Origin of the sequence: Tropicimonas aquimaris (assembly GCF_042676185.1) — a bacterium.
GTDB lineage: Bacteria > Pseudomonadota > Alphaproteobacteria > Rhodobacterales > Rhodobacteraceae > Tropicimonas > Tropicimonas aquimaris.
The window spans coordinates 17,219-38,106 of sequence record NZ_JBHTJT010000031.1 but is presented as its reverse complement, the minus strand read 5'-3'; the positions used below and the strand labels follow the sequence as shown (position 1 = coordinate 38,106).

At 63.1% G+C, this 20,888-nt stretch carries 21 protein-coding genes; 11 read left to right on the top strand and 10 right to left on the bottom strand.

Annotated elements, in window-relative coordinates; all coding sequences use genetic code 11:
- Positions 1–4 precede the first annotated feature (4 nt).
- Positions 5–1,111 carry a pyridoxal phosphate-dependent aminotransferase gene (locus ACFQ2S_RS14835; RefSeq protein ID WP_386075601.1) on the top strand — a complete coding sequence of 369 codons (1,107 nt, stop codon included), beginning with the start codon at positions 5–7 and terminating at the stop codon, positions 1,109–1,111.
- 78 nt (positions 1,112–1,189) lie between these two features.
- Positions 1,190–1,375, top strand: a complete 186-nt coding sequence (locus tag ACFQ2S_RS14830; protein ID WP_386075600.1) for a hypothetical protein — start codon at positions 1,190–1,192, stop codon at positions 1,373–1,375.
- A 4-nt stretch (positions 1,376–1,379) separates the two neighbouring features.
- Here ACFQ2S_RS14830 and ACFQ2S_RS14825 read toward each other — a convergent pair whose 3' ends face one another.
- Positions 1,380–2,576 (bottom strand): pyridoxal-phosphate-dependent aminotransferase family protein, encoded by a 1,197-nt coding sequence (locus ACFQ2S_RS14825; RefSeq protein ID WP_386075599.1) that lies wholly within the window; start codon positions 2,574–2,576, stop codon positions 1,380–1,382.
- A 159-nt stretch (positions 2,577–2,735) separates the two neighbouring features.
- On the opposite strand from ACFQ2S_RS14825, the gene ACFQ2S_RS14820 reads away from it, so the two are divergent.
- From ACFQ2S_RS14820 to ACFQ2S_RS14805, 4 genes are all read left to right on the top strand, one after another.
- Complete coding sequence (locus ACFQ2S_RS14820) at positions 2,736–3,431, top strand: tyrosine-protein phosphatase (protein WP_386075597.1); 696 nt, start codon at positions 2,736–2,738, stop codon at positions 3,429–3,431.
- Positions 3,428–5,233 (top strand): ABC transporter ATP-binding protein, encoded by a 1,806-nt coding sequence (locus ACFQ2S_RS14815; protein ID WP_386075595.1) that lies wholly within the window; start codon positions 3,428–3,430, stop codon positions 5,231–5,233. The genes ACFQ2S_RS14820 and ACFQ2S_RS14815 overlap by 4 nt, the downstream gene beginning before the upstream one ends.
- A gap of 116 nt (positions 5,234–5,349) precedes the next feature.
- Positions 5,350–6,105: a CAF17-like 4Fe-4S cluster assembly/insertion protein YgfZ gene (gene ygfZ / locus ACFQ2S_RS14810; RefSeq protein WP_386075593.1), complete on the top strand. Its 756-nt coding sequence runs from the start codon at positions 5,350–5,352 to the stop codon at positions 6,103–6,105.
- Positions 6,093–6,908 carry a fructosamine kinase family protein gene (locus tag ACFQ2S_RS14805; protein WP_386075592.1) on the top strand — a complete coding sequence of 272 codons (816 nt, stop codon included), beginning with the start codon at positions 6,093–6,095 and terminating at the stop codon, positions 6,906–6,908. The genes ygfZ and ACFQ2S_RS14805 overlap by 13 nt, the downstream gene beginning before the upstream one ends.
- 66 nt (positions 6,909–6,974) lie before the next feature.
- On the opposite strand, the gene efp is transcribed toward ACFQ2S_RS14805, so the two are convergent.
- Positions 6,975–7,538, bottom strand: a complete 564-nt coding sequence (gene efp, locus ACFQ2S_RS14800; RefSeq protein ID WP_386075590.1) for an elongation factor P — start codon at positions 7,536–7,538, stop codon at positions 6,975–6,977.
- Between the two features lie 215 nt (positions 7,539–7,753).
- On the opposite strand from efp, the gene ACFQ2S_RS14795 reads away from it, so the two are divergent.
- A complete protein-coding gene (locus ACFQ2S_RS14795; RefSeq protein WP_089234303.1) occupies positions 7,754–8,074 on the top strand; it encodes a DUF6280 family protein in 321 nt (106 codons plus the stop codon).
- 443 nt (positions 8,075–8,517) lie between these two features.
- Here the strand turns inward: ACFQ2S_RS14795 and ACFQ2S_RS14790 are convergent, their stop codons facing one another.
- From ACFQ2S_RS14790 to ACFQ2S_RS14775, 4 genes are all read right to left on the bottom strand, one after another.
- Complete coding sequence (locus ACFQ2S_RS14790) at positions 8,518–9,828, bottom strand: hypothetical protein (RefSeq protein ID WP_386075588.1); 1,311 nt, start codon at positions 9,826–9,828, stop codon at positions 8,518–8,520.
- A gap of 123 nt (positions 9,829–9,951) precedes the next feature.
- A complete protein-coding gene (locus ACFQ2S_RS14785; RefSeq protein ID WP_386075586.1) occupies positions 9,952–11,355 on the bottom strand; it encodes a TolC family outer membrane protein in 1,404 nt (467 codons plus the stop codon).
- 61 nt (positions 11,356–11,416) lie between these two features.
- Positions 11,417–12,070, bottom strand: coding sequence for a protein-L-isoaspartate O-methyltransferase family protein (locus ACFQ2S_RS14780; protein ID WP_386075584.1), 654 nt, complete (start codon positions 12,068–12,070; stop codon positions 11,417–11,419).
- 124 nt (positions 12,071–12,194) lie between these two features.
- Positions 12,195–12,686, bottom strand: a complete 492-nt coding sequence (locus tag ACFQ2S_RS14775; RefSeq protein ID WP_386075583.1) for an autoinducer binding domain-containing protein — start codon at positions 12,684–12,686, stop codon at positions 12,195–12,197.
- A gap of 111 nt (positions 12,687–12,797) precedes the next feature.
- Between ACFQ2S_RS14775 and ACFQ2S_RS14770 the strand changes: the two genes are divergently transcribed.
- Positions 12,798–13,439 carry a helix-turn-helix transcriptional regulator gene (locus ACFQ2S_RS14770; RefSeq protein WP_386075581.1) on the top strand — a complete coding sequence of 214 codons (642 nt, stop codon included), beginning with the start codon at positions 12,798–12,800 and terminating at the stop codon, positions 13,437–13,439.
- Between the two features lie 188 nt (positions 13,440–13,627).
- Here the strand turns inward: ACFQ2S_RS14770 and ACFQ2S_RS14765 are convergent, their stop codons facing one another.
- From ACFQ2S_RS14765 to ACFQ2S_RS14755, 3 genes are all read right to left on the bottom strand, one after another.
- On the bottom strand, positions 13,628–14,014 hold the full coding sequence (locus tag ACFQ2S_RS14765) for a hypothetical protein (protein ID WP_386075579.1): 387 nt from the start codon (positions 14,012–14,014) through the stop codon (positions 13,628–13,630).
- A 680-nt stretch (positions 14,015–14,694) separates the two neighbouring features.
- Positions 14,695–15,111: a hypothetical protein gene (locus tag ACFQ2S_RS14760; protein ID WP_386075577.1), complete on the bottom strand. Its 417-nt coding sequence runs from the start codon at positions 15,109–15,111 to the stop codon at positions 14,695–14,697.
- Positions 15,108–15,395: a hypothetical protein gene (locus ACFQ2S_RS14755; protein WP_386075575.1), complete on the bottom strand. Its 288-nt coding sequence runs from the start codon at positions 15,393–15,395 to the stop codon at positions 15,108–15,110. Before ACFQ2S_RS14755 ends, ACFQ2S_RS14760 begins: the two co-directional genes overlap by 4 nt.
- Positions 15,396–15,770: 375 nt before the next feature.
- Here ACFQ2S_RS14755 and ACFQ2S_RS14750 point away from each other — a divergent pair, with 375 nt between their 5' ends.
- Positions 15,771–16,403 (top strand): acyl-homoserine-lactone synthase, encoded by a 633-nt coding sequence (locus tag ACFQ2S_RS14750; RefSeq protein ID WP_386075574.1) that lies wholly within the window; start codon positions 15,771–15,773, stop codon positions 16,401–16,403.
- Between the two features lie 834 nt (positions 16,404–17,237).
- On the opposite strand, the gene thyX is transcribed toward ACFQ2S_RS14750, so the two are convergent.
- Positions 17,238–18,143 carry an FAD-dependent thymidylate synthase gene (gene thyX / locus ACFQ2S_RS14745; RefSeq protein WP_386075572.1) on the bottom strand — a complete coding sequence of 302 codons (906 nt, stop codon included), beginning with the start codon at positions 18,141–18,143 and terminating at the stop codon, positions 17,238–17,240.
- A gap of 218 nt (positions 18,144–18,361) precedes the next feature.
- On the opposite strand from thyX, the gene ACFQ2S_RS14740 reads away from it, so the two are divergent.
- Together ACFQ2S_RS14740 and ACFQ2S_RS14735 are read left to right on the top strand one after the other, a co-directional pair.
- Positions 18,362–19,432, top strand: a complete 1,071-nt coding sequence (locus ACFQ2S_RS14740; protein WP_386075570.1) for a hypothetical protein — start codon at positions 18,362–18,364, stop codon at positions 19,430–19,432.
- A 6-nt stretch (positions 19,433–19,438) separates the two neighbouring features.
- Positions 19,439–20,845: a surface lipoprotein assembly modifier gene (locus ACFQ2S_RS14735; RefSeq protein WP_386075569.1), complete on the top strand. Its 1,407-nt coding sequence runs from the start codon at positions 19,439–19,441 to the stop codon at positions 20,843–20,845.
- Positions 20,846–20,888: the final 43 nt, after the last annotated feature.

Below are 20,888 nucleotides of genomic sequence, written 5' to 3'. Positions count from 1 at the left end.
CGGCATGAAACCCGGACCCCGCCTGACCCCGCTCGCCGCCAGCCTGCCCGCCACCGTGCCTTTCGTCGGCCCGGAGGCGCAGGAACGCATCCGCGGCCGCCTCTTTGCCGCGCGGCTCGGCGCCAACGAGATGGGCTTCGGCCCCTCGCCGGCCGCCGTCAGCGCGATGGCCGCCGCAGCGAGCGAAGCATGGATGTACGGCGACCCCGAGAACCACGATCTCAAGCAGGCGCTGGCCACGGAACTGGACGTGCCGGCGGAGGCGATCGTCGTCGGCGAGGGGATCGACGCGCTGCTGGGCTACCTGGTGCGCCTCATGGTCGGCCCCGGCGACACCGTCGTCACCTCGCGCGGCGCCTACCCGACCTTCAACTACCACGTCGCGGGCTTTGGCGGCACGCTGCACGAGGTGCCCTACCGGGGGGACCACGAGGACCCCGCCGCGCTCGTCGCCGCCGCGAGTAAGACCGACGCGAAGCTCGTCTACCTCGCCAATCCGGACAACCCGATGGGCAGCTGGCACGGCGCTGCGGCGATCTCGGAGACCATCGAGGCGGTTCCGGACGGCTGCCTGCTGGTGCTCGACGAGGCCTATGTGGAATTCGCCCCCGAGGGCACCGCGTCGCCGCTCGACCCGACCGACCGCCGGGTCATCCGGATGCGGACCTTTTCCAAGGCGCACGGGCTGGCCGGAATGCGCGTGGGCTATGCGATCGGTCACCCGGAGTTGATCGCGGCGTTCAACAAGGTGCGCAACCATTTCGGCATGTGCCGCGTGGCCCAGGCCGCCGCGCTGGCAAGCCTGCGCGACCCCGAGCATCTGCCCGAGACCATTGACCGCGTCGCTGCCGCCCGGTTGCGGATCGGCGAAATCGCGGCCGCGAACGGGCTCGCCGCGCTGCCTTCGGCCACCAATTTCGTCGCCATAGACTGCGGCCGGGACGGCGCCTTTGCCCGCCGCGTCCTCGGCGGGCTGATCGAGCGGGACGTCTTTGTGCGGATGCCTTTCGTTGCGCCGCAGGATCGTTGCATCCGGGTCTCCTGCGGCCCTGATGAGTCGCTCGATCTTCTTGAAAAGGCGTTGCCGGCTGCGCTGAAGGCCGCCGGCTGAACCGCAATCGCGGGATTGTCACTGTCCAGCAGCGGCGTACGCGCTAACCTCGACGCAAGTTCAGCGAGGACGGTGCGAATGAAACAGCACTCTGTCGGCCGCGCGCCGGATTATACCATTGCTGCACTGGTGACCCTGGGGGTCAACCTGTTCTGCCTGCTGACGGCGCTGCGGATGACGCTCGGCTGGTTGGCGGTGATCCTCGCGGCGCTGGCGATCAACCACCTGATCGACCGCCTCGCCCGCCGGCGCAACGCCCGCTGAGCGCTCAGGCCCGGGCAAGCACCGCGCTGGCCTCCTCCAGGGCCCCGGCCCCGTGCGGAATGCCGAGCGCCTTCAACCCGGCGTCCACGGTGCCGAGCGCCCCCATCACCATCTGCGCGTTCACATACCCCATGTGACCGAGCCGGAAATGGCCGTCGGCCGCCGGATCCTCTTCGGTCGCCATGCCCAGGCCGATCCCCAGCGTCACCCCGGCATGCTGGCTCACCCAGTTGCGGAGCCGCGTGCCGTTGTCGCGACCGGCTTGAACGGTGGTGACCGCGTGGCTCCGGTGGGCGGGATCGGCCACGTTGAGCCGCAGCGGACCAGCTGCCCCCCAAGCATCGAACGCCGCCCAGACTGCACCGGCAAGCGCCGCATGCCGCGCCCAGGCGGCCTCCATCCCCTCGTCGTGGAGCAGATCCAGCGCCGCCCGCAGGCCATAAAGATGATGGGTCGGCGCGGTGCCGCAGAAATACTGGTAGAATTCCTCGGCCGCGACACGCGGCTTCCAGTCCCAGTAATGCGTCGCCAGATCGGCTTGCGCCCGCGCCTCCGCCGCCTTCTGGTTGAAGAATACGAAGGCGACCCCCGGCGGGGTCATCAGGCCCTTCTGGCTGGCCGCGACCATCACGTCGACGCCCCACTCGTCCATCCGGAACGTGTCGACCGCAAGGCTGGCGATGCAATCGACCATCAGCAACGCCGGATGCCCGGCCCGGTCCATCGCCGCCCGCAGCGCCGCGATGTCGTTGCGCACCGAAGTCGCGGTGTCGACATGCGCGGCTAGCACAGCCCTGATCCCGTGCTTCGTGTCGGCCCTCAGCGCGGCCTCCACGACCTCCGGATCGATCGGCGAGTTGCGCCCGAAGTCACGGCGCTCCACGTGCACCCCGAGCCGCTCGGCCACCGTGGCCCAGCCGTGGGTGAAGATCCCGGTGGCCAGCGCCAGCGCCTTGTCGCCCCGGCTCAGAACGTTGCTGAGGGCGGCCTCCCAGGCACCGTGGCCATTGCAGATGTAGACCGCTACATCGCCCTCGGTCTGGGCCACGCGCTTCAGGTCCGGCAGGATCGTGTCGACGATCTCGTGCAGCTCTCCAGTGTAGATGTTGGGCGCCGGGCGGTGCATCGCCCGCAGCACCTCTTCAGGCATGACCGACGGGCCGGGAATTGCGAGGTAATGGCTGCCGCGCGAAAGACTCATACCGAAGGACTCCAGGAAATTCCGACGCCCGGTGCTAGGACGGCCGCCGCCCGGGGTCAATCCACCCCGACCCCGCCTGACTTGCCCCGCAGCCCCTTTCGCGTTAAGTCCCCGCGACGCCGCATGTATCGGTGCACGGGCCGGGGATCTGCCAGTCAAATGTTCAAGCGCATCGAGACCTGGTTTGCGAACCTCGAACGCCGGCTCAGAAAATCGATCGGCCACGACATCACGATACCGGAGAAGCGGCGCCTCGCCTGGTGGCACTTCCAACTGTTCGACCACGCCTTCCTGCGCGTGCCCTGGACCAATTTCGACAAGGTCGCCGAGGGGGTCTACCGCTCCAACCAGCCCGGGCCGGCGCGGGTGCTGAAGTACAAGGAAATGGGCATCCGCTCGATCCTCAACCTCCGCGGCGAGGATGGACGCAGCCCGTGGCTGTTCGAGAAGGAAGCCTGTGAAGAACTCGGCATCGAGCTGCGCACCGCCAAGATCTATGCCCGCAAGCCGGCCAAGCGGAAGGAAATCGTCCATCTGATCGACACCATGCGGGAGATGGAGAAGCCCTTCGTGATGCATTGCAAGTCCGGCGCGGACCGCGCGGGACTCGCCGCGGTGCTCTACAAGGCGATCATCGAGGGCGCTCCGCTCGATGAGGCGCGCAAGCATCTGTCGTTGAAATATGTCCACACGGACTGGACCGACACCGGTATCGTGGACCACATCATTGACATGTACGAAGAGCGCAACACCCGGGACCCGATCGACATGGAGACCTGGTTCCGGACCGAATACGATCACAAGGAGGCCGCAGCCAGCTTCGCCGACATGCGAGCCGGAGGGCGAAAGCGATGAGCAAGTACCTTGCGGACGAGAACGTCGACGATCTCGGCTGGCGCGAGCAGGGCAAGCTGTTCGGCTGGCTGTGGCGCGACTACATGCGCAAGCATATCGTTGTCGTGGTCATCGCCGGCATCCTCATGTCGATCGAGGGCGGGATGCTGGGCGTGCTCAGCTACATGATGAAGCCGATGTTCGACGAGATCTTCGTCGGCGGCAATGCCGATGCCATGGTCTGGGTCGGCGCGACGATCATGATGATCTTCATCGTCCGGGCCATCGCCAACGTTGCCCAGAGGGTGCTGATCACCCGTGCCTCGTCGAAGATCGTGTTCGAACTCCAGACGCGGCTGCTCCAGCACGTGATGAAGCTCGACACGCTGTTCCACCAGGCCAACCCGCCCGGAGCGCTGATGGAGCGCATTCGCGGCGATACCGGCGCGATCAAGAACGTCGCCAACGTCATAATCACCGGCGTAGGACGCGATGTGATGTCGCTTGTGTCGCTGCTGGCGGTGGTGCTGTGGATCGACTGGCGCTGGACGCTGATCGCCCTGATCGGCGCACCGCTCCTGGTGCTGCCATCGCTGCTGGTGCAACGCTTCGTGCGCCAGATGGCGTTGAGAAACCGGATAAACGCCGGCAAGATGGTCACCCGGCTCGACGAGATCTTCCACGGCATCACGCCGATCAAGCTCAATGCGCTCGAAGCCTACCAGGCCGGCCGCTTCCGGGACCTCGCCGACGAGCAGATCGAGACCGAGACCCGCGCTACCTTCGGCAAGGCACTCATCCCCGCGATGATTGACATCATGAGCGGCATCGGGTTCCTCGCCGTGCTGCTCTACGGCGGCGGCGAGATCATCTCCGGCGAAAAGACGCTGGGCGAGTTCATGAGCTTCTTTGCGGCCATGGCACTGACCTTCGAACCGCTACGGCGGCTCGGCGGGGTGAGCGGCGTGTGGCAGGCCACAGCGGTCAGCCTGCACCGCCTGAGGACGCTGTTCGACACCCGCCCGCGACTGGTCAACGCGATCAACCCGGTGCGCCTGCCCGAGGCGCAGGGCGACATCCGTCTCGACAACGTCTCGCTCGCCTACGGCGACTTGCCGGTCCTGCGAGGCACCAGCTTCGTCGCGAAGGCAGGGCAGACAACTGCGCTGGTCGGTCTCTCCGGCGCCGGCAAGTCTACCGTCTTCAACGTACTTACAAGGCTCGTCGAGATCGACGGCGGATTGGTCACCATGAGCGGCACCGACATCCGCAAGTTCGACATCGCCGATCTGCGCGGGCAATATTCCATGGTCACGCAGGATGCCCTCCTGTTCGATGAATCCGTGCGCGAGAACATCCTGCTCGGCCGGACCGACGTCTCGGAGGAGCGCCTGCGCGAAGTGATGGACGCCGCCCATATCTCCGACTTCATCGACGCGCTCCCCGCCGGGCTCGACAGCCCTGCCGGGCCGCGCGGCTCTTCGCTTTCCGGTGGCCAGAGACAGCGCGTCGCCATCGCCCGCGCCCTGCTGCGGGACACACCGATCCTGCTGCTGGACGAGGCCACCTCGGCGCTCGACGCGCAATCCGAAGCCATCGTGCAGGCCGCGCTGGAACGTTTGTCCGAAGGCCGCACCACGCTGGTGATCGCCCACCGCCTCTCGACCGTCCGCAGTGCCCACAAGATCGTGGTGATGGACGCGGGCCGGGTGGTCGAGGAAGGCTCGCACGACGACCTGCTGGCCCGTAACGGCGCCTATGCGGAACTCTACCGGCTGCAGTTCAACGAGCGCGACGAGGACGAGGACGAATCCGCCGCCTGATCTTGTGGCCGATCCTGCTTTCCGAACCCAAACCCATCCGGCGCGTTCGCGGTCGGGACTGTCGAGTGCGCCGGCCTTCTCCTATATGAGAGAGACGCGCGAGAAGGAGCAGACAGATGGCGGGTGAACGCACCGCGGGCCGCAAGGTCTTTGAAATTGGCGGAAGGGATCGGGAGCACTTCCTGCAAGGCATTGTGACCAATGATATTTCCCGCCTCTCCGAAGGCATGATCTATGCCGCCCTACTGTCGCCACAGGGCAAGTATCTGGCCGATTTCTTCCTGGTGCCAGATGGCGAACGCGTCCTTCTCGACGTGGCCGAGCCCCTCGCCGCGGATCTGCTCAAGCGCCTGACGATATACAGGCTGCGCGCCGAGGTCTTGATCGGGCCGGTGGAGATCAACGTACTGCGCGGCCTCGGCCCCGCGCCGCAGGGTGCATTCCCGGACCCTCGTCACGAAACGCTTGGATGGCGACGCTATACCGAGGAAGCCGGCGCGCCGGCCGAGATCGACTGGGATGCAATCCGCGTCGCCGCCTGCATTCCCGAGACCGGAATCGAGCTGCTGCCGAACGACAGCTACATCCTCGAAAGCGGTTTTGAACGCCTGCACGGCGTCGATTTCCGCAAGGGGTGCTATGTCGGGCAGGAAGTGACCGCCCGGATGAAGCACAAGACCGAGCTGCGAAAGGGGCTGGTGACCGTGGGCGTCGAGGGCGAGGCTCCGGTCGGCACCGAGATTACGCAGAACGACCGCCCGGCAGGGCGCCTCTTCACCCAGTCCGGCGGCCGCGGCATCGCCTTCCTGCGGTTCGACCGGGCAGAGGGTCCCATGCGCGCCGGCTCCGCCGTCGTCACATGGGAGAGCTAGAGGAGCTCCGGCAGGCGGCGACCGAGGTTTTCGGCTCTGCCCCGGCCTGCATCCGGTCCGTCCACGGCGGAGATATCTCGGCGGTGTTTCGGCTGCAATGGCCGGACGGGACCGAGGCGATCGCCAAGCGTGGACCGCTCGTGGCGCAGGAAGCCCGGATGCTCGCCGCCATCCGGGCCACCGGCGTCCCCGCGCCAGAGGTTCTCGGCACCTTTGGCACGATCGTGATTCTCAGGGCCATTCCGAGCGCGCCCGAATCCGGGGCCGCTTGGCGCGCACTCGGCCTGGGGCTGCGACGATTGCACGATCACACTGCAGCGTCCTATGGCTGGTCGGAGGACTACGCCTTCGGCGAGGTCAGAATCGCCAACCATCCCATGTCGGACTGGCCGGCTTTCTGGGCAGAACGGCGCCTGCTTCCGACGGCCCGGCTACTGCCGTCCGAACTTTTCAGACGCGTCGAGAGACTATGCCGCCGCCTGCCAGACCTGCTGCCGCAACACCCCGCACCGTCGCTCCTGCACGGCGATCTTTGGTCGGGCAACGTTCTGTTCGGCCCCGGTGACCGGGCCTGGCTCATCGATCCCGCGAGTTACCACGGGGACGCGGAAGTCGACCTCGCCATGCTGAACCTCTTTGGACGCCCGGGCCCCGGTTTGTCCGAGGCCTATGGAGCGCCGCCCCCCGGCGCCCTCCAGCGTCGCCCGATCTACCAACTCTGGCCAGCGCTGGTTCACATGCGTCTGTTCGGCGCGGGATACCGGGTAATGGTCGAGCGTTTTCTGGACGCGCTTCGTGTGTGAGCCCTCCGGGAATGCAAAACGGGCCCGCGATGGAGCCCGTTCCAGTCAGATGTGCGAGAGCCTGACTCAGGCGCGTTCGGCGTATTCCATGGTCTCGGTATTGACGACGATGTCCTCATCCTGCCCCACGAAGGGCGGGACCATAACCTTGACGCCGTTGTCGAGAAGCGCCGGCTTGAAGGAGTTTGCCGCAGTCTGGCCCTTCACGACAGGCTCGGTTTCGACGATCTTGCAAACGACCTTCTGCGGCAGCGTCGCGTTCAGAGCCTCGCTCTCGTAGTACTCGATCTGGATCGTCATCCCGTCCTGCAGGAACGGACGGCGCTCGCCGAGGATCTCGGCGGGCAGTTCGATCTGTTCGAAGGTGTCTGCGTCCATGAACACCAACATGCCGTCGTTCTCGTAGAGGAACTGCTGATCCTTCTGCTCCAGACGCACCCGTTCCACCTTGTCGGCGCTCCGGAAACGTTCGTTCAGCTTTGAACCGTTGCGAAGGTTGCGCAGTTCGACCTGCGCGAAGGCGCCACCCTTTCCGGGCTTCACATGGTCCACCTTGACCGCAGCCCAGAGGCCGCCGTTGTGCTCCAGGACATTTCCTGGACGGATTTCGTTTCCGTTTATTTTAGGCATGAAGTGACCCTAGAGGCGCTTGAACCAGAATGTCCGGTGTCTATATCTTGGTCTCTGGCCGCTGGCAAGCAGACCAGATATGGCGAGTGCCCCGTTTGAGCTATGCGATTTCCGCATAGGAGACATTCCGAAACGGAAATACCGAATCGCCGCAAAAACGTCATATTCGGCCCCACGCCGAAAAGACAAGAGCAAGAATAACAAAGGACGACGAGATGACTGATTTCGTTGACGGCACGGCTTTCAACTATGAGCAAGGCCAGAGAGCTCGCAAGCTCTTTGCCGCCGTTGTTCTGGCCGCGCTGGATGATGCTATTGCCGACGACAAGAAATATGGCAATGGTCCCGAACAGATTGCCCGATGGGCTCGTTCGCGCGATGGCCGCGAAGTTCTGAGCTGTGCCGGAATCGACCCGAACGAACGTGTCGTGTCGGGCCTGATGCAGTTCGTTTCGAACGGTGTCCGGACTTCCGTCGCGCTGTCGCGTGAGGAAAGCGAGCGGCGTCAGGCTGCCGAGCAGGCAGAAGCCGCTTGAGGATCGGTCACCCGATTCTCCGCTAATTGTTTTATCTGGATCAGAGACAGGGTGCGCAGCAACAGCGCACCCTGTCTCTATTTCGCAATGTGCAGCCGAAGCAACCCTCGGCCGACACAAGGAAACGTAGGTATGGCCATTAACTTAGGTATGGCCATTGGGGTATTTATCTCCGAAGATGCCAGGCCCGATGCGGCCCCCTGACTGCCTTCGATGCGGCACCGAAGCCTCCCTGTCGCGACGGTGGTTGGTCGATGGCGGACAGAAACATCCAGGGCTGGGGGCCAGAACCCCGTTCTCTCCACGTCTTCCGTGGCGCAGCTTCGGCTCTTTCGGACCAGTTCCATTGATCAGGGTGATCGGAGCACACAGCACAATTCCATGACCGGTGGCGCCGCTCAGTAACCACGGCGACGCCCGCCGGGAGCGTATTCGTCAACCGTTCAGTCGAAATCCCGCATCGCCAGGGCGCGGTGAATCTCCCTGCGCACCAGCTTGCGCACGTTGCGGGTGATCCGCTCACCCAACTCGCCCTGCAACTCGCGATGCACGCAATCCGCGATCAGTTCCGATAGGAGCGCTTCATCCAGCACGAATCCCGCTGCCTCGGAGGGCACCTCCGGGTCAGAGATTTCTGTTTCCGGCGTCACGTCAACCGGGGCGATACTTGCGGCTTCCGACAGATCGTCGATCTGCTCGTTGGACAAGGCCGAGTCATCCTCGGCCTCGACAAAGTAGGCGTCCTCTTCCAACGCCTCGGGATCCAGAGCCTCTACTTTTTCCTCGGTTTCGCCCTGCCAGTCATCAACGAATTCGGCGGTTTTCTCTTCCGTGAAACTCTTCTCCATCGCGTCGAAGGTGCTCACGATGGACGAAAGAAGATCGTTATCGGCGCGACTCTCCTGAAGATCATCCACCTCGCCGAAATCGTCCTTTTCGTCGGACAGGCCAACGACGGTCGCGGAGCCGCTCGCATCCGGGAGTTTCGCCTGAAGATCATCGTCTCCGTCATGCAGCGAGACGAGGTTGCGAACACCGGTCTCTTCGGCCTGGCCGAAGCGAAACCCCGACCTTGGCGCGGCGGGCTCTTCTACCAACGGCGCCGCTTCGGCATCATCTAGTTCAGTCGCAGAATGTTCACCGGTCTCGGGATCCGGGCCGCCTCTGTCAGGTTCACTGCCCTTTTCCTGCGCCTCGCGAAGATGGTTCAGATCCCCGACGACGGCCCGCACGAAGCTGGGGACGCCGCCCGTGTCGTCCGGAGCGCCATCAGCAGCCGCGTCCTTTCTGGCGAAAGTTGGATCCTTGCTCGAAAACCCAGACCCGGCCTCAGGATCGTCAGCCCATTCGTCATCCGAGAAATCGTCGAGATCTTCTTCATCCGGGAGTTCGAAATGCAGCCGCGCCCCTGCAGGAGGCGAGTCAAGCGGCGGGTCTTCCGGCTCGAAACGGAGTTCATCATTGGGGCGCGGCGTCCCGGACACTGGTCGCGCGTTTCCGTCATCCACACGCAATGCGGGCGTGAGAACCAGCGCCTCCGCACCGGGTTTCGGCCTCGCAGGTTCACTGAAGACCTCCTCCAGGCGACCTTCCTGACGGTCGTCCGCAGCCGGCGCTTCTTGATCGGCGAAGGATGGCGAGTCTTGCCGCGCCAAACCGCCTTCGCCCACCGACCCTCCGGAATCACCCTGTACAAGGCGTCGGATCGACAGCAGGACGTCTTCGATTTCCGCGTTGGCTACTCGCTCCGACATCATGATCCTCGCGATTCCGGTTCATCACAGGCTACCGCCGAGACCATCGTCATACAATCCACCTCCTGCCCTGCCGTCGCCGGAAGGGCCAGAGATGCCACATAGCTGCGGGGCGTCAGCCGCTTATTGCTGACCGATCTTGCGCAGCACGCGGTCAAGCTGCTGGCCACGGGGCGAAAGCCGCGCAGGCGCGCTCTTGACCGCATTGTAGTAGCCCGCAGGATCATAGGTCTGGATGCCCAGGTTCAGATGGTCGACTGTCAGGAGACCCATCGCAGACAGAAGTGAATAAACTGCTACGTATTGCGTCGCGATCGCGTCGATCCGGGATGCCCGTGCATCCAGCAGTTCCTGTTCCGCATCCAGCACATCGAGCGTTGTCCGCGCTCCGAGGGTCGCTTCCTCACGGGTTCCGTCAAAGGCGATCTGAGCGGCCTCGATCTGGAGTTCCGTCGCCTGGATCTGAGCCTTGGCCACGTCGAGCCGCGCCCAGGCGGTGGCAACGTCTTCTTCGATGCCCAGCGTCACCTGAAGCAGGTTGGAGCGCGATGCGTCCCGTTGCGCGATCGATTGCCGCTCCAGCGCCGCAAGGCGTCCGCCCTGATAGATCGGCTGCCGAAGATTGAAGAAAAGCGAGTGCTCCTCGACCTGGTCGTTCGAGTTCGTCTCGGAGTCCACGGTTGCCGTAATGGACGGCAGGTAGCCGGCCGTGGCGATTTTCATGCCGAGTTCGGCCACGGTCACTTCACGCTGGGCCTGACGAATGGTCGGGTGGATCCGGACGCCGACGTTGACAGCTTCCTGGACGCTCGCCGCCGTGGCGGGCAGTCCGCCCGGGAAGGCAAGATCGCCGGGATAGCGGCCGACCGCGGTCTTGAAGGTCTCGCGGGCGACTTCGTAGTCGCCGCGGGCCGCCTCGAGCAGGCTGACCGCCGCGGCCAGTCGGCTTTCCGCCAGCGCGACGTCGGTCCGGGTCACTTCCCCGACCTCGAAACGGTCCTCGGTCGCCTGCTTTTCCTGGGTCAGAACGCGCACGTTGTTCTCACGCAGGTTGACGAAAGCCTCGGCCCGAAGCACCCCCATATAGGCGGACACGGCTTGCAGGAGCACGTTTTGCTCAACGGCACGCAGCGCCTCGCGAGTCGCCAGCACGGTCTCTTTCTCGCTCTCGATCGCCAGGCGGTTCCGCCCCCCGGCATAGAGCGTCATGCTCGCCTGCAACGCGAAGGTCGCGATCAGGTTGTCGTTGGACTCGAAGTTGCTGCCGTAGACTTCACGATGGTTCGCGTATCCGCCATAGGAGGTGACGAAATCCAGCGATGGCAGGACTTCCGAAAGTGCGACCGCGACGTTGTCGTCCGCCACACGCAGCAGCGCGCGGTTCTGCTCTAGCAGATTGGAATTCCGGTACGCGTCGATGAGGGTGTCTGTCAGCGTCTCAGCGGACACCGCCAGCGGACCAAGACCCACGATAATTGCCGCCGCACTACACAGATTGCGCCGGAGGCGCTTGCCAATAATCCCCACGGGACCTGCTCCTTCTAATGTGCCTGCCTTTTCGGCAAGTATAGCAGGGTCGATTCGCCGTTTACAGCGCGAAAGCCTTTTTGCCTTCGAAGCCGGGCAAGACCGGCGCACCCGCGTTGAACGAGAAGCGCCAGTTGACGACACCGTCTATCTTGTAGCCGATACGCACGGCACCACATTCACCATCCATAAACAGGCAGGCAATACGCCCGCCTTCCTTCAATTGCGCTGTGAGAGCTTGTGGCAAATTCACAACAGCTCCCTGAATCACAATGACATCATACGGCCCGTGCTGCGCCGCACCCTCCGTGAGGGCGCCCTGAATGACGACGGCGTTGTCCACGGATTGCGCTGCCAGAGTGGATTCCGCCTCCGCCGCCATCGCCTCGTCCTCTTCCAAAGCGACGACGGCCTGAGCCAGCCGGGCGGCAACCGCGCTGGCGTAGCCAAGCCCGGCGGCCACATCGAGGACCAGCTGATCGGGCTGAATGTTCAGCGCGTCCAGCATCTTGGCAAGGGTGCGCGGCTCCAGAACGACCCGCCCCTTCTGCAGTGGCACATTGCGGCCCGCATAGGCGACGTCGCGATAGGTGTCGGGCACATAGAGCTCGCGAGGCACCTCGAGCATTGCATCGATGATCGGATACTTGGTGACATCGGACGGCCGGACCTGCGTGTCGACCATCGTCCTGCGAAGGGATGCAAAGCTGCTCATGTGAAACCCCGATCGGTCTTGAAGCGTCGTGATCCTGTCGCACAATCGCAAAGACCTGGCAACATGCAGCCGCGCCGCATTCCGCCTGCCCCGTGCCGGAGCTGATTACGGACTCCGTGCCGGATCATTTCCAGGTGTGGGTCAACTCCACCGATAGCTTGCGCAGCATTTCCGCGATCGCACCCTCCTCTCCGTCGGACACTTGAGTGCCGCGATGGAGCTTTAGGAACATCGCGGAGAGAACCTCGCGATCCTCCTCGGAGAAGTCCGTCTCCTTGCGGGCGAAACTGCCAACGCTCCGGGACCCGCCATCGGCGATCGCGTGCGTGAAGCCATAGTGAATGCCATGTTCCCGCGCGAGCTTGAGCACACCAGCCGGATCGTCATGCTCCAGAGCGCTCCAGTCGATCATGCCCTCGTTCTCGAGCCCCCACCTGACGGTCGGGTCCCTGAGCACCAGCCCCCGCTCGGAATAGACCCTGGCCCATGCGGGCTCGTAGGTCTGGAACAGAAATCGCGGAGTCGTGTAGTGGACGTGCAACGCTACGGCAAAACCTGCATTGCAACGGCCCTGTATCTCCGCCAGAATGTCACGAATTTCACGTGTGTCGTCCATTTTTGGCCTTTGTTGAAGCCTATGCATGGGGCACCCCGTTCAGCAACGGGCTTAATTTAATTGACCAATAACAGATGTCCGCGACATTGGACACCCGGAGATGGCGTAGCAGTGAAGTTGAACGGCCAAAACGGACACGAAACCGACAAGGCCATGCTCGCGCATCTGGCGCCTGCCGGTTTTCATCTGGCCGTCCGGGTCGGTTTCGCCTTTCCCGAATACGAGTGGAGCACCCTCCCCCTTGGTTGGGTGCATCGCTACACCCGGGAAGCGCTGATGCTCTACGATCCTGTCACCCGTTGGGTTTACGAGAACGTCGGCTGTATCCGCTGGTCCGAGATCGGCGGTGACGACCCCAAGGGGGTTCTGGCCCTCGCCGCGCAGCATGACCTGACCTTCGGCGTGGCTGTCTGCGTGATGGACGACAACGAACCCGGGATCCGTACTTACGGCTCCTTCGCGAGATCGGATCGCGAGTTCCGTGCCCCAGAGATGGAAACCCTGATCGACCATCTGACCAGCCTCCATCATCAGGAGCCGATTGCCCTCGTTCTGACACCGGCAGAGATCGAGGCTCTCCATATGATCAGGGATGGTCTTCTGACCAAGGAAATCGCCTACGAGCTCGATATCAGCGAGAGCGCCGTCAAGCAGAGGCTGCGCAGCGCCAAGTCCAAGCTCAAGGCGAGAACCACGACGCATGCCGTCACTCTGGCCGAAAGGCGCGGCCTGTTCCGAATGAGCGATATCTGACATCTTGAGGCTCGAAGTCCAGGCTGCAGGATGCGCCTTCATCAAGGCTTGCTTTGAAGGTCGCGGTCGATTCAGCGCGCCCCGGGAACAGGGCGCGTTATTGTATTTCTGAGCAAGGCAGTGTGGGCTGCGGGCAGCCTGAGCGCGCGGTCCAAGGTGCGCGCTCCGCTGGCGTGCAGCGCTGGCGTTTACGGAAGCTGCCGGTTCAGCGCCACGCGGTCTTCCAGGAACGTATCAGAGGTCACCAAATCATCCTCTGTCGTGATGACGGCGCTGCCTGAGAGTTCCGCCGCCATTGCAGCATGGGCTTCGGCAATCTCCGCCGCCGTCTGGGCGCTCGCAAAGACGGGCGTGAGCGCAACGGGAAGGCCGCTGCCGACCGGGATGACCACCGCACGAAGGCGACGGAACCCAATGTACCAGACGCCCGCCCTCCAGGCGCCGCCCGGCCCGACATGAATCTTGGACTTTCTAAGAATTCTCGCCTCTGCGGGAACAGCATCAAAGGATTCCGCAGCAGCCAACAGACTCTCTACAACACTCATCGTACACCTTACAGTCGAACGCGCCGCCACCCAGCACTTAACTTCCTGTTTACTATCGCGCGTTCTCCGACGCCAATCACCATGTCCAAAAGTGCTTAACAAGTCCTTTCGGCGGAACAGTTTTCGGTATCCCGCCAGACTGTCCACCAGCAGAAGCGAAATCGCTTCTTCCCTTTGATTCCGAAAAAGAAGTCCCGGTTGGAATCACTGGCAGAGAGCGGCATGAGGCCAATATCGAACGACCCGGAATCACCGGGATAGCGCCACGCTGATTGATCGCCTCCCCACTGGCCCCGACGCAGCGCAAGCGACCCTGGCAGGCCAGGTCGACGCCGATGTCCAACTTGCCGCTCGTGGCGAAAAATGGGCGAATATATGGCGATATCATGTCAATTTGGCAGTTCGGCAAACATAGAGGCAACGGGGCGCTGATTGTTTCGGTTCAACTCGCTCGATTTGCACCTTCGACCATGGTGAGTGGTGCCGCGGATTCTGTCATTCTCGGACCCAGCAGGAGCCATGTTTTGTGTCGCTTCTCTTGGGAGCTCCCTGGTAAAAAGTTCCGGCCCTGCTGAAAGTAAAGAGTGATATTACTGCCGAATGGCGCGCTTCGGCTGCCCGGGCAGGCAATGCATAGATCAATGTCCGGGGGCGCGGTGCCATTGGCACGGCGCCCCCTGATCATTCCGGGCGTCCGTTGGGAGCCGCCTCTAACCTCGCCCCCACTCGAGAAAGACAAGCGTGTCAAAACTGAAGGCCCTCGGCGCGAGATATGCATCCCTGACGTGAATCCCGTGCCGCCGGGCAAAACTCCGCACATGCACACAGATCAGATCGTGTCGGCGAACCGTTTCCCTGCGATCATCGGCGCCTGCATTGGTGGGCCCGATACCGGCAAAGCGCAACGCCTGGACCTCGCGTGACAGCACGTTCTGATCACGGACCATCTCCAGTGCACGAACGACAAGGCCGCCCTTGTTCTCGTCGAGGGCGACATATGTGAACACGAGTTGTTCAGATGTGGATTGGGACAGGTCGACAGACAGCACGCGCGCGCCACCCGCGTATTCCTGGATATCGATCAGACCTCCCGTTCGCAGAACCGTGAGAGGAGGCAGGTCGGTCACTGGCTCGGCTTCTCCATCGTCGTGTCACCAATCGCCCTGCCACACGCCCTTTGCCGACGCGACCGGGCAATGAGAACCTCGAACTGCACCACAGGATCGGTCGCGTCGCCGACTTCCGGCACATCCATCTCGGAGGGCCTGTGACGCCGAGCATGACCCGCCAGTCCGCGCAGGCGGAGAATGCAGGCGCCTCCCCGAGCACGGGCGCGGGAAAAGTCGATATCCAGCACGAACAGATAGGCAAAAAACACCAGCATCCCGATAAACGGCGCAAACTCGACCATCACACAACACCCACACAACCCAAAGCACCCGAAGGCATATTCAGATTAACCATGCGGACGGGTCTGGGCATCATGGCCGAAGGTGTTGAAGTGACCTATGGTCGCGACACAATGGGGATGCGTAAGACCATTTGCGCCAGCAGCAAGCAACAATCAGCGCCGCAAGTCGCCTAAGGATTGAGCCCGGACGCGCAACCTCTAGATGCAGCCCCCCGCACCGGCATGAACCACAATACCGTGGTAACTTCGGGTCGTAGCGACTTGTTCACAATGGCAAAATTGCCACTCTGGAACACTTATCCACACAATCCGGCCGATTATCATTCCCACTCGCGTCCGGTTCGGTCCTAATCGACCCAAAGACGGTGGGGTCTGATGCACAATATTTGCTTCGACATGGCATCCATGCACAAGCATGGGAATGCCTTCTATGAGTTCCTGCGAATCCGCAAACGCCTGTTTGTGGACACGCTGGACTGGGACATTCCACATAATGACGACGTGGAAATGGACCAATACGACAATCCTCTCGCCCATTACTCGCTCGTGATCCGGGACGGCGAGGTTATTGGCGGCGCGCGCACAACGCCCGTGCTCGCGCATTGGGGTCCGCACACCAGCATGTTCCAGGACGCGATGAATGGCCGCCTGAAAGATATCCCCGCCGATCTGTTGGAGGGCGAGTTCGATGCCAGGTCGAGTTGGGAATGCACGCGGCTGTCGATTGCGGAATCGGTGACAACGGCCAAGGACCGCACCGAATGCCTCGATCTGATCGTCGACGGGCTGGCCCGCACGGCATCGGCCCATGGGGCGACGACACTGGTCTCGCTTTCCCCGCCGCCGCTCCTGCGGGCGCTGCGTCGGCTTGGCCACGACGTCACCAGGATCGGACGGATTTACCGCGCCGATGGGGATGGCCGTTCCTACGCCCTTCTCAGCATGCCCGCGATGACCTCGGCCCAAGCTCGCAACGAGAGAAAGCCACCGCTGCGCGCCGTGTCCTGAACGGAACGCCCCGGGCGAAGAGCCATGGGGCACACCGGATTTGCATATAGCAGCTGAAAGCGGATTAACCGGTCGGGCTCACACCCGGCCGGTTTCCTGTCCGGGAAAGCAGGGAACCGAGTCCCCGATGGTCTGTGCCGCCTTGCCTTCGAGCACGGTCACGCTCGGCATGAACGGCTCCTGAAGCCAATCGTCTCCGACCATGTAGTCCAATCGCAGCCGCGTTCCGGATCTTCCGCGCCCCGACCTTACGGAGCCAGCAAGCGAGCGGTTCAGATTGGCGGACGGGACGAGACAGAACAGATCGTCCGCACCGATGAACTCAACACTATTACGCACCTTGCCTCGTCTCCCCGTTTGTTTCGAGAACGAGTCTTCACCAACATAAAGGCAGAACTACGGATCCCCTTTGTCCGTCGATGGGAGAATCCGTGTCTGCCGCCATCCGTCCACTCCGCGGCGGCCCGTCTCCGGATCAGATGTCCCACCGTCCGCAGAAGGACCGCGACGGAACTGGGTGCGTCTCCGGTGGGTATGACCCAAGGCAGCAGCGAGCACGTGACGTTACGCAAGAATAGAGCAAGTGCCGGGATCTGGACAGAATATTCGGCAGAACCAAAAAACCGAAACACAGAAACAAACCGAATATTCCAGGTTCGTCCATATCCGGCACTCACTCCAACATCGTAATCGTTACCCCCACAACCAGAGGATCGGAAATTTCGACGCCAATGACACCATGTGCAAAGGTGCAACCGGGCTCGTCGGTTCACGACAATTGACGCATCGTCCCGCGATTGTCCGCGAGACGAGGTTCAACAGGGCCGACAGCCCCTAAGACAGAAGCGCCTCGAACTCCCGCCACTCGCCCTTCGACATGCCGGAGGTCTCCTGCGTGACCTGTTCGCCCTTGACCATGCGCCGGACGCAGTCGAGCGCCTTGCCCGACAGGTTCGCCCCGCCGAGCCGGTAGTCCTCGAAGGCCGAATAGGCCGCGGGAACCCAGTCGGCGACAATCCGGCAGATGGTCTCCGCATAGACGCGGATCTCGTATTGCGCATGTTCGTCGGCGCGCAGACGCAGGAAATGGAACAGGTTGTGCAGGTCCACCTTCCAGTACCACTGGGTGTAGATGTTCGCCGGCAGGTTCATGCGAGCGAGTTCGCGGGCGAGGCCCTGCTGGCCTTCCTGGCTCAACATCTGCTCGTAATGGTCGTAGGCCCGGCCGGCATCTGCTTTGAGGAATTCCAGCACCCGTGCAGCCTCATCGCCCGTCAGCACCTCGCCACGGCCCTGGTTGTTCACCGTCGACTGAGCCGCAAGATGCTCCGGCGCCGGGATGTAGAACTCCCGATCGAGGATCGAATACCGGGCGGAATACTCGTTCACGTTCGCGGTGCGGTGCCGGATCCACTGGCGAGCGACGAAGACCGGCAACTTCACGTGCAGCTTGATCTCGCACATTTCGAAGGGCGTGGAATGCCAATGCCGCATGAGGTAGCGGATCAACCCGCTGTCATCCCGGGACTTCCGGGTGCCGGCGCCATAGGAGACCCGGGCTGCCTGAACGATGGCCGCATCGTCGCCCATGTAGTCGATGACCCGAACGAAACCGTGATCCAGCACCTCGTGGGCAGTGTAAAGATGCTGCTCCATGCCGGGAGCGGTCGCCCGCATCGTCGGCTGCGAAGTGCTTCTCAGCTCGGCAATTTCCGCAATCTGGTCTTCGGTGAGCGGCATGGGCGATTCCCTTCTTTCCCGCGGAGACGTCGCGCACACCATATCTATGGAGCACGCCGCGCGAAACCTCGATATCGGGTGTTTCGCGCAGAACGGTCACAGGTAGTCGGTTTCAATTGCGGCGCCGCCCTTGACAGTTGACTTCCAAGCCCCCGCTTGCGCACCATTGACCAAAAGAAAACAAGATAAACCAAGACGAACCAAGGCAGAGCAGTCCAATGACAAAGAACCTGGCGCTAATTCTGGCGCTGCTCGGCATGCTTGCGGCATGCAGTGACGGCAGCGGCAGCAATCCCGTATTCAACGGCGACGAAACCGAAGACGCAGACGACGGCGACACCGGCGACGGCACGGACGGCGAAGACGGTGACGACACCGATGGCAGCATCGACGGCGATAGCGACCTGCCGCCCGGCACCGACAGCCCGTCCGCCAAGCGGGGGATCACCCGCTACGAGGCCTATGACGTGGAATCCGGCAACGGCTTCGCAACGAACGTCTCCTATGACGCGGCGAGCGACACCTTCTACGTCAAGAACCTCGGCTTCGACGGCACCTCGGAAACGCCCTACACGCGCGGCGTTGACGTCGGCAGCCTCGGGCCTTTCGCGGTATACGAAGCCGTCGACAAGGTGGTCGACCCGCTCACCGGCACCGTGATCGAGCAGTTCCCGCACAAGGCGATCTATGGCGTCAGCAAGTCCGGCGACACGCGCTTCTCGATCATCCGCACCGGCGCCTACGTCAATTATGGCTACGGTGGCTATATCTACGAGCGTGACGGCAAGGTCGTCCTGCCCACCACCGGCCAGGCCGCCTATTCGGGCGACTACGCTGCCCTTCGCGACTTCAACGGGCGCGGCGGCATTGAATACGCGACCGGCGACATGACGATCGACATCGATTTCGAAGACTTCGAGAACGGTGGCGCCGTCAAGGGCTACGTCACCAACCGGGTCGTGTTCGATACGGCGGGCAACGACATCACGCAGGACATCCTCGACGGCTTGACGGCCGAGTCCGGCGTCAACGTGAGCGCGCTGCCGACGCTGATCTTCAAGGTCGGACCGGGCCACAAGGATTCCAATGGCGAACTCTCCGGCGAACTCAACTCCTACAAGCCCAACAACGGCGGGGCCCTCGAGGAATTCGAATCCGGCAACTACTACGCGGTCATCTCCGGCGACGATGCCGAAGAGATCGTCGGCGTGATCGTGGTCGAAGGCGACGATCCGCGCTTCGAGGACGTGACGGTTCGCGAGACCGGCGGCTTTATCCTCAGCCGATAACGCCTGATGAATCGACGCACTCGTCACTGGCTCTGTGCGATGGTCGGCGCTTCCCTCTACCTGGGGAGCGCCGGCCTCGTCGCATCCGAAGATGTCTCGCTGACCCCCGAACAGATGCGGGCGGCGGCGCATATGAGCCTCCAGACGCGCCAACCGAGACAGGGCCTGGCGCTCGCCGAGGCCCTGCTCAAGCGCGACCCGGAAGACGTGGACGCGTTGATCCTGAAATCCCAGGCGCTGCGCGACCTCGGGCAATACGACGACGCCCTCGACGCGGCCCGCACCGCCTACAGGCTGGCCGATACCGAAGCAGAGATCTTCGCGGCCGCGATGGTCCGCGCACAGGCGCTTGCCTCCAAGGGCGCGCGCACCCGAGCTCAGGCCTGGCTCCGGATCGCCGGCGAGAACGCGCCCGACGACGAAGCCCGCGCCGTCGCGGTCCGGGATTTCCGTTACCTGCGCAAGCGCAACCCGTGGAACACGCAGCTCAGCTTCTCCGTCGCGCCCACGTCGAACGTGAACGACGGCACGACGCACGACCGGATAAGCTACGGCGGCCTGCAGGGCGTCGAACCCGTAGGGATATCCCGCCCGCTTTCTGGCCTGAGCTACTCCGGCAGCCTGACCACCCGCTACCGCTTTTCGCAGAGCGACACGCACGAAACCTCGGTCGGGCTCCACCTCTTCGGGCAATCCTACATCCTGTCGGACGAGGCCAAGGACATTGCCCCGGACGCCTCGGGCAGCGATTTCGCCTATACGTCCGTGGCGGTGGGCCTTGTCCACGAATGGGAACCCGAAGCCTGGAGCACGCCGGTGCAGTTCTCGCTGCTGACCGGGCGCGGCTGGTACGGCCAGGAGGATTACTCGCGCTATACCCGTGCGGGGGTGGCCAAACCCTTCATTCTCGGCAAGAGCACCGTCCTTCGCCTCGATGCGGGCGCCGAGAGCTTCGAGCGGCTGACCGACGACGCGGAATCGTTCACGCTCAGCGGCAACGCGGTTTTGCTGCATGAACTGGACAGCGGCGCCGCGCTCCGCTTCGGCCTCGGGCTTTTCGATACACAGTCGGACACCGGATCGCTGCAACGCGACCGAATCCGGGGTGAGTTCGGCTACACGCTTGCCAAGCCGTTTGCTGGCGCTCGCGTGACCCTCGAGGCCGGATTGGAGCAGATCGTCTACGACGAGTTCCCACAGCCGGATTACACGTACTTTCCGATTGTCCTAAGCATGGACGTCGAACGCAAGGACCTGACCCGGCGCGTCGGCGTCAGCCTGTGGTTCGAGGATATCGACTACTATGGCTTCTCCCCGACGATCACCCTCAGCCACGAGGAAACCTCCTCGACGCTCGATCTCTACGATACCGTCGAAACCGGACTCAACTTCGGCTTCCGCTCCTCCTTCTGACCCGGCGACACCCCGACGTTACCAGCGGTTGCGTCGGGCGCGG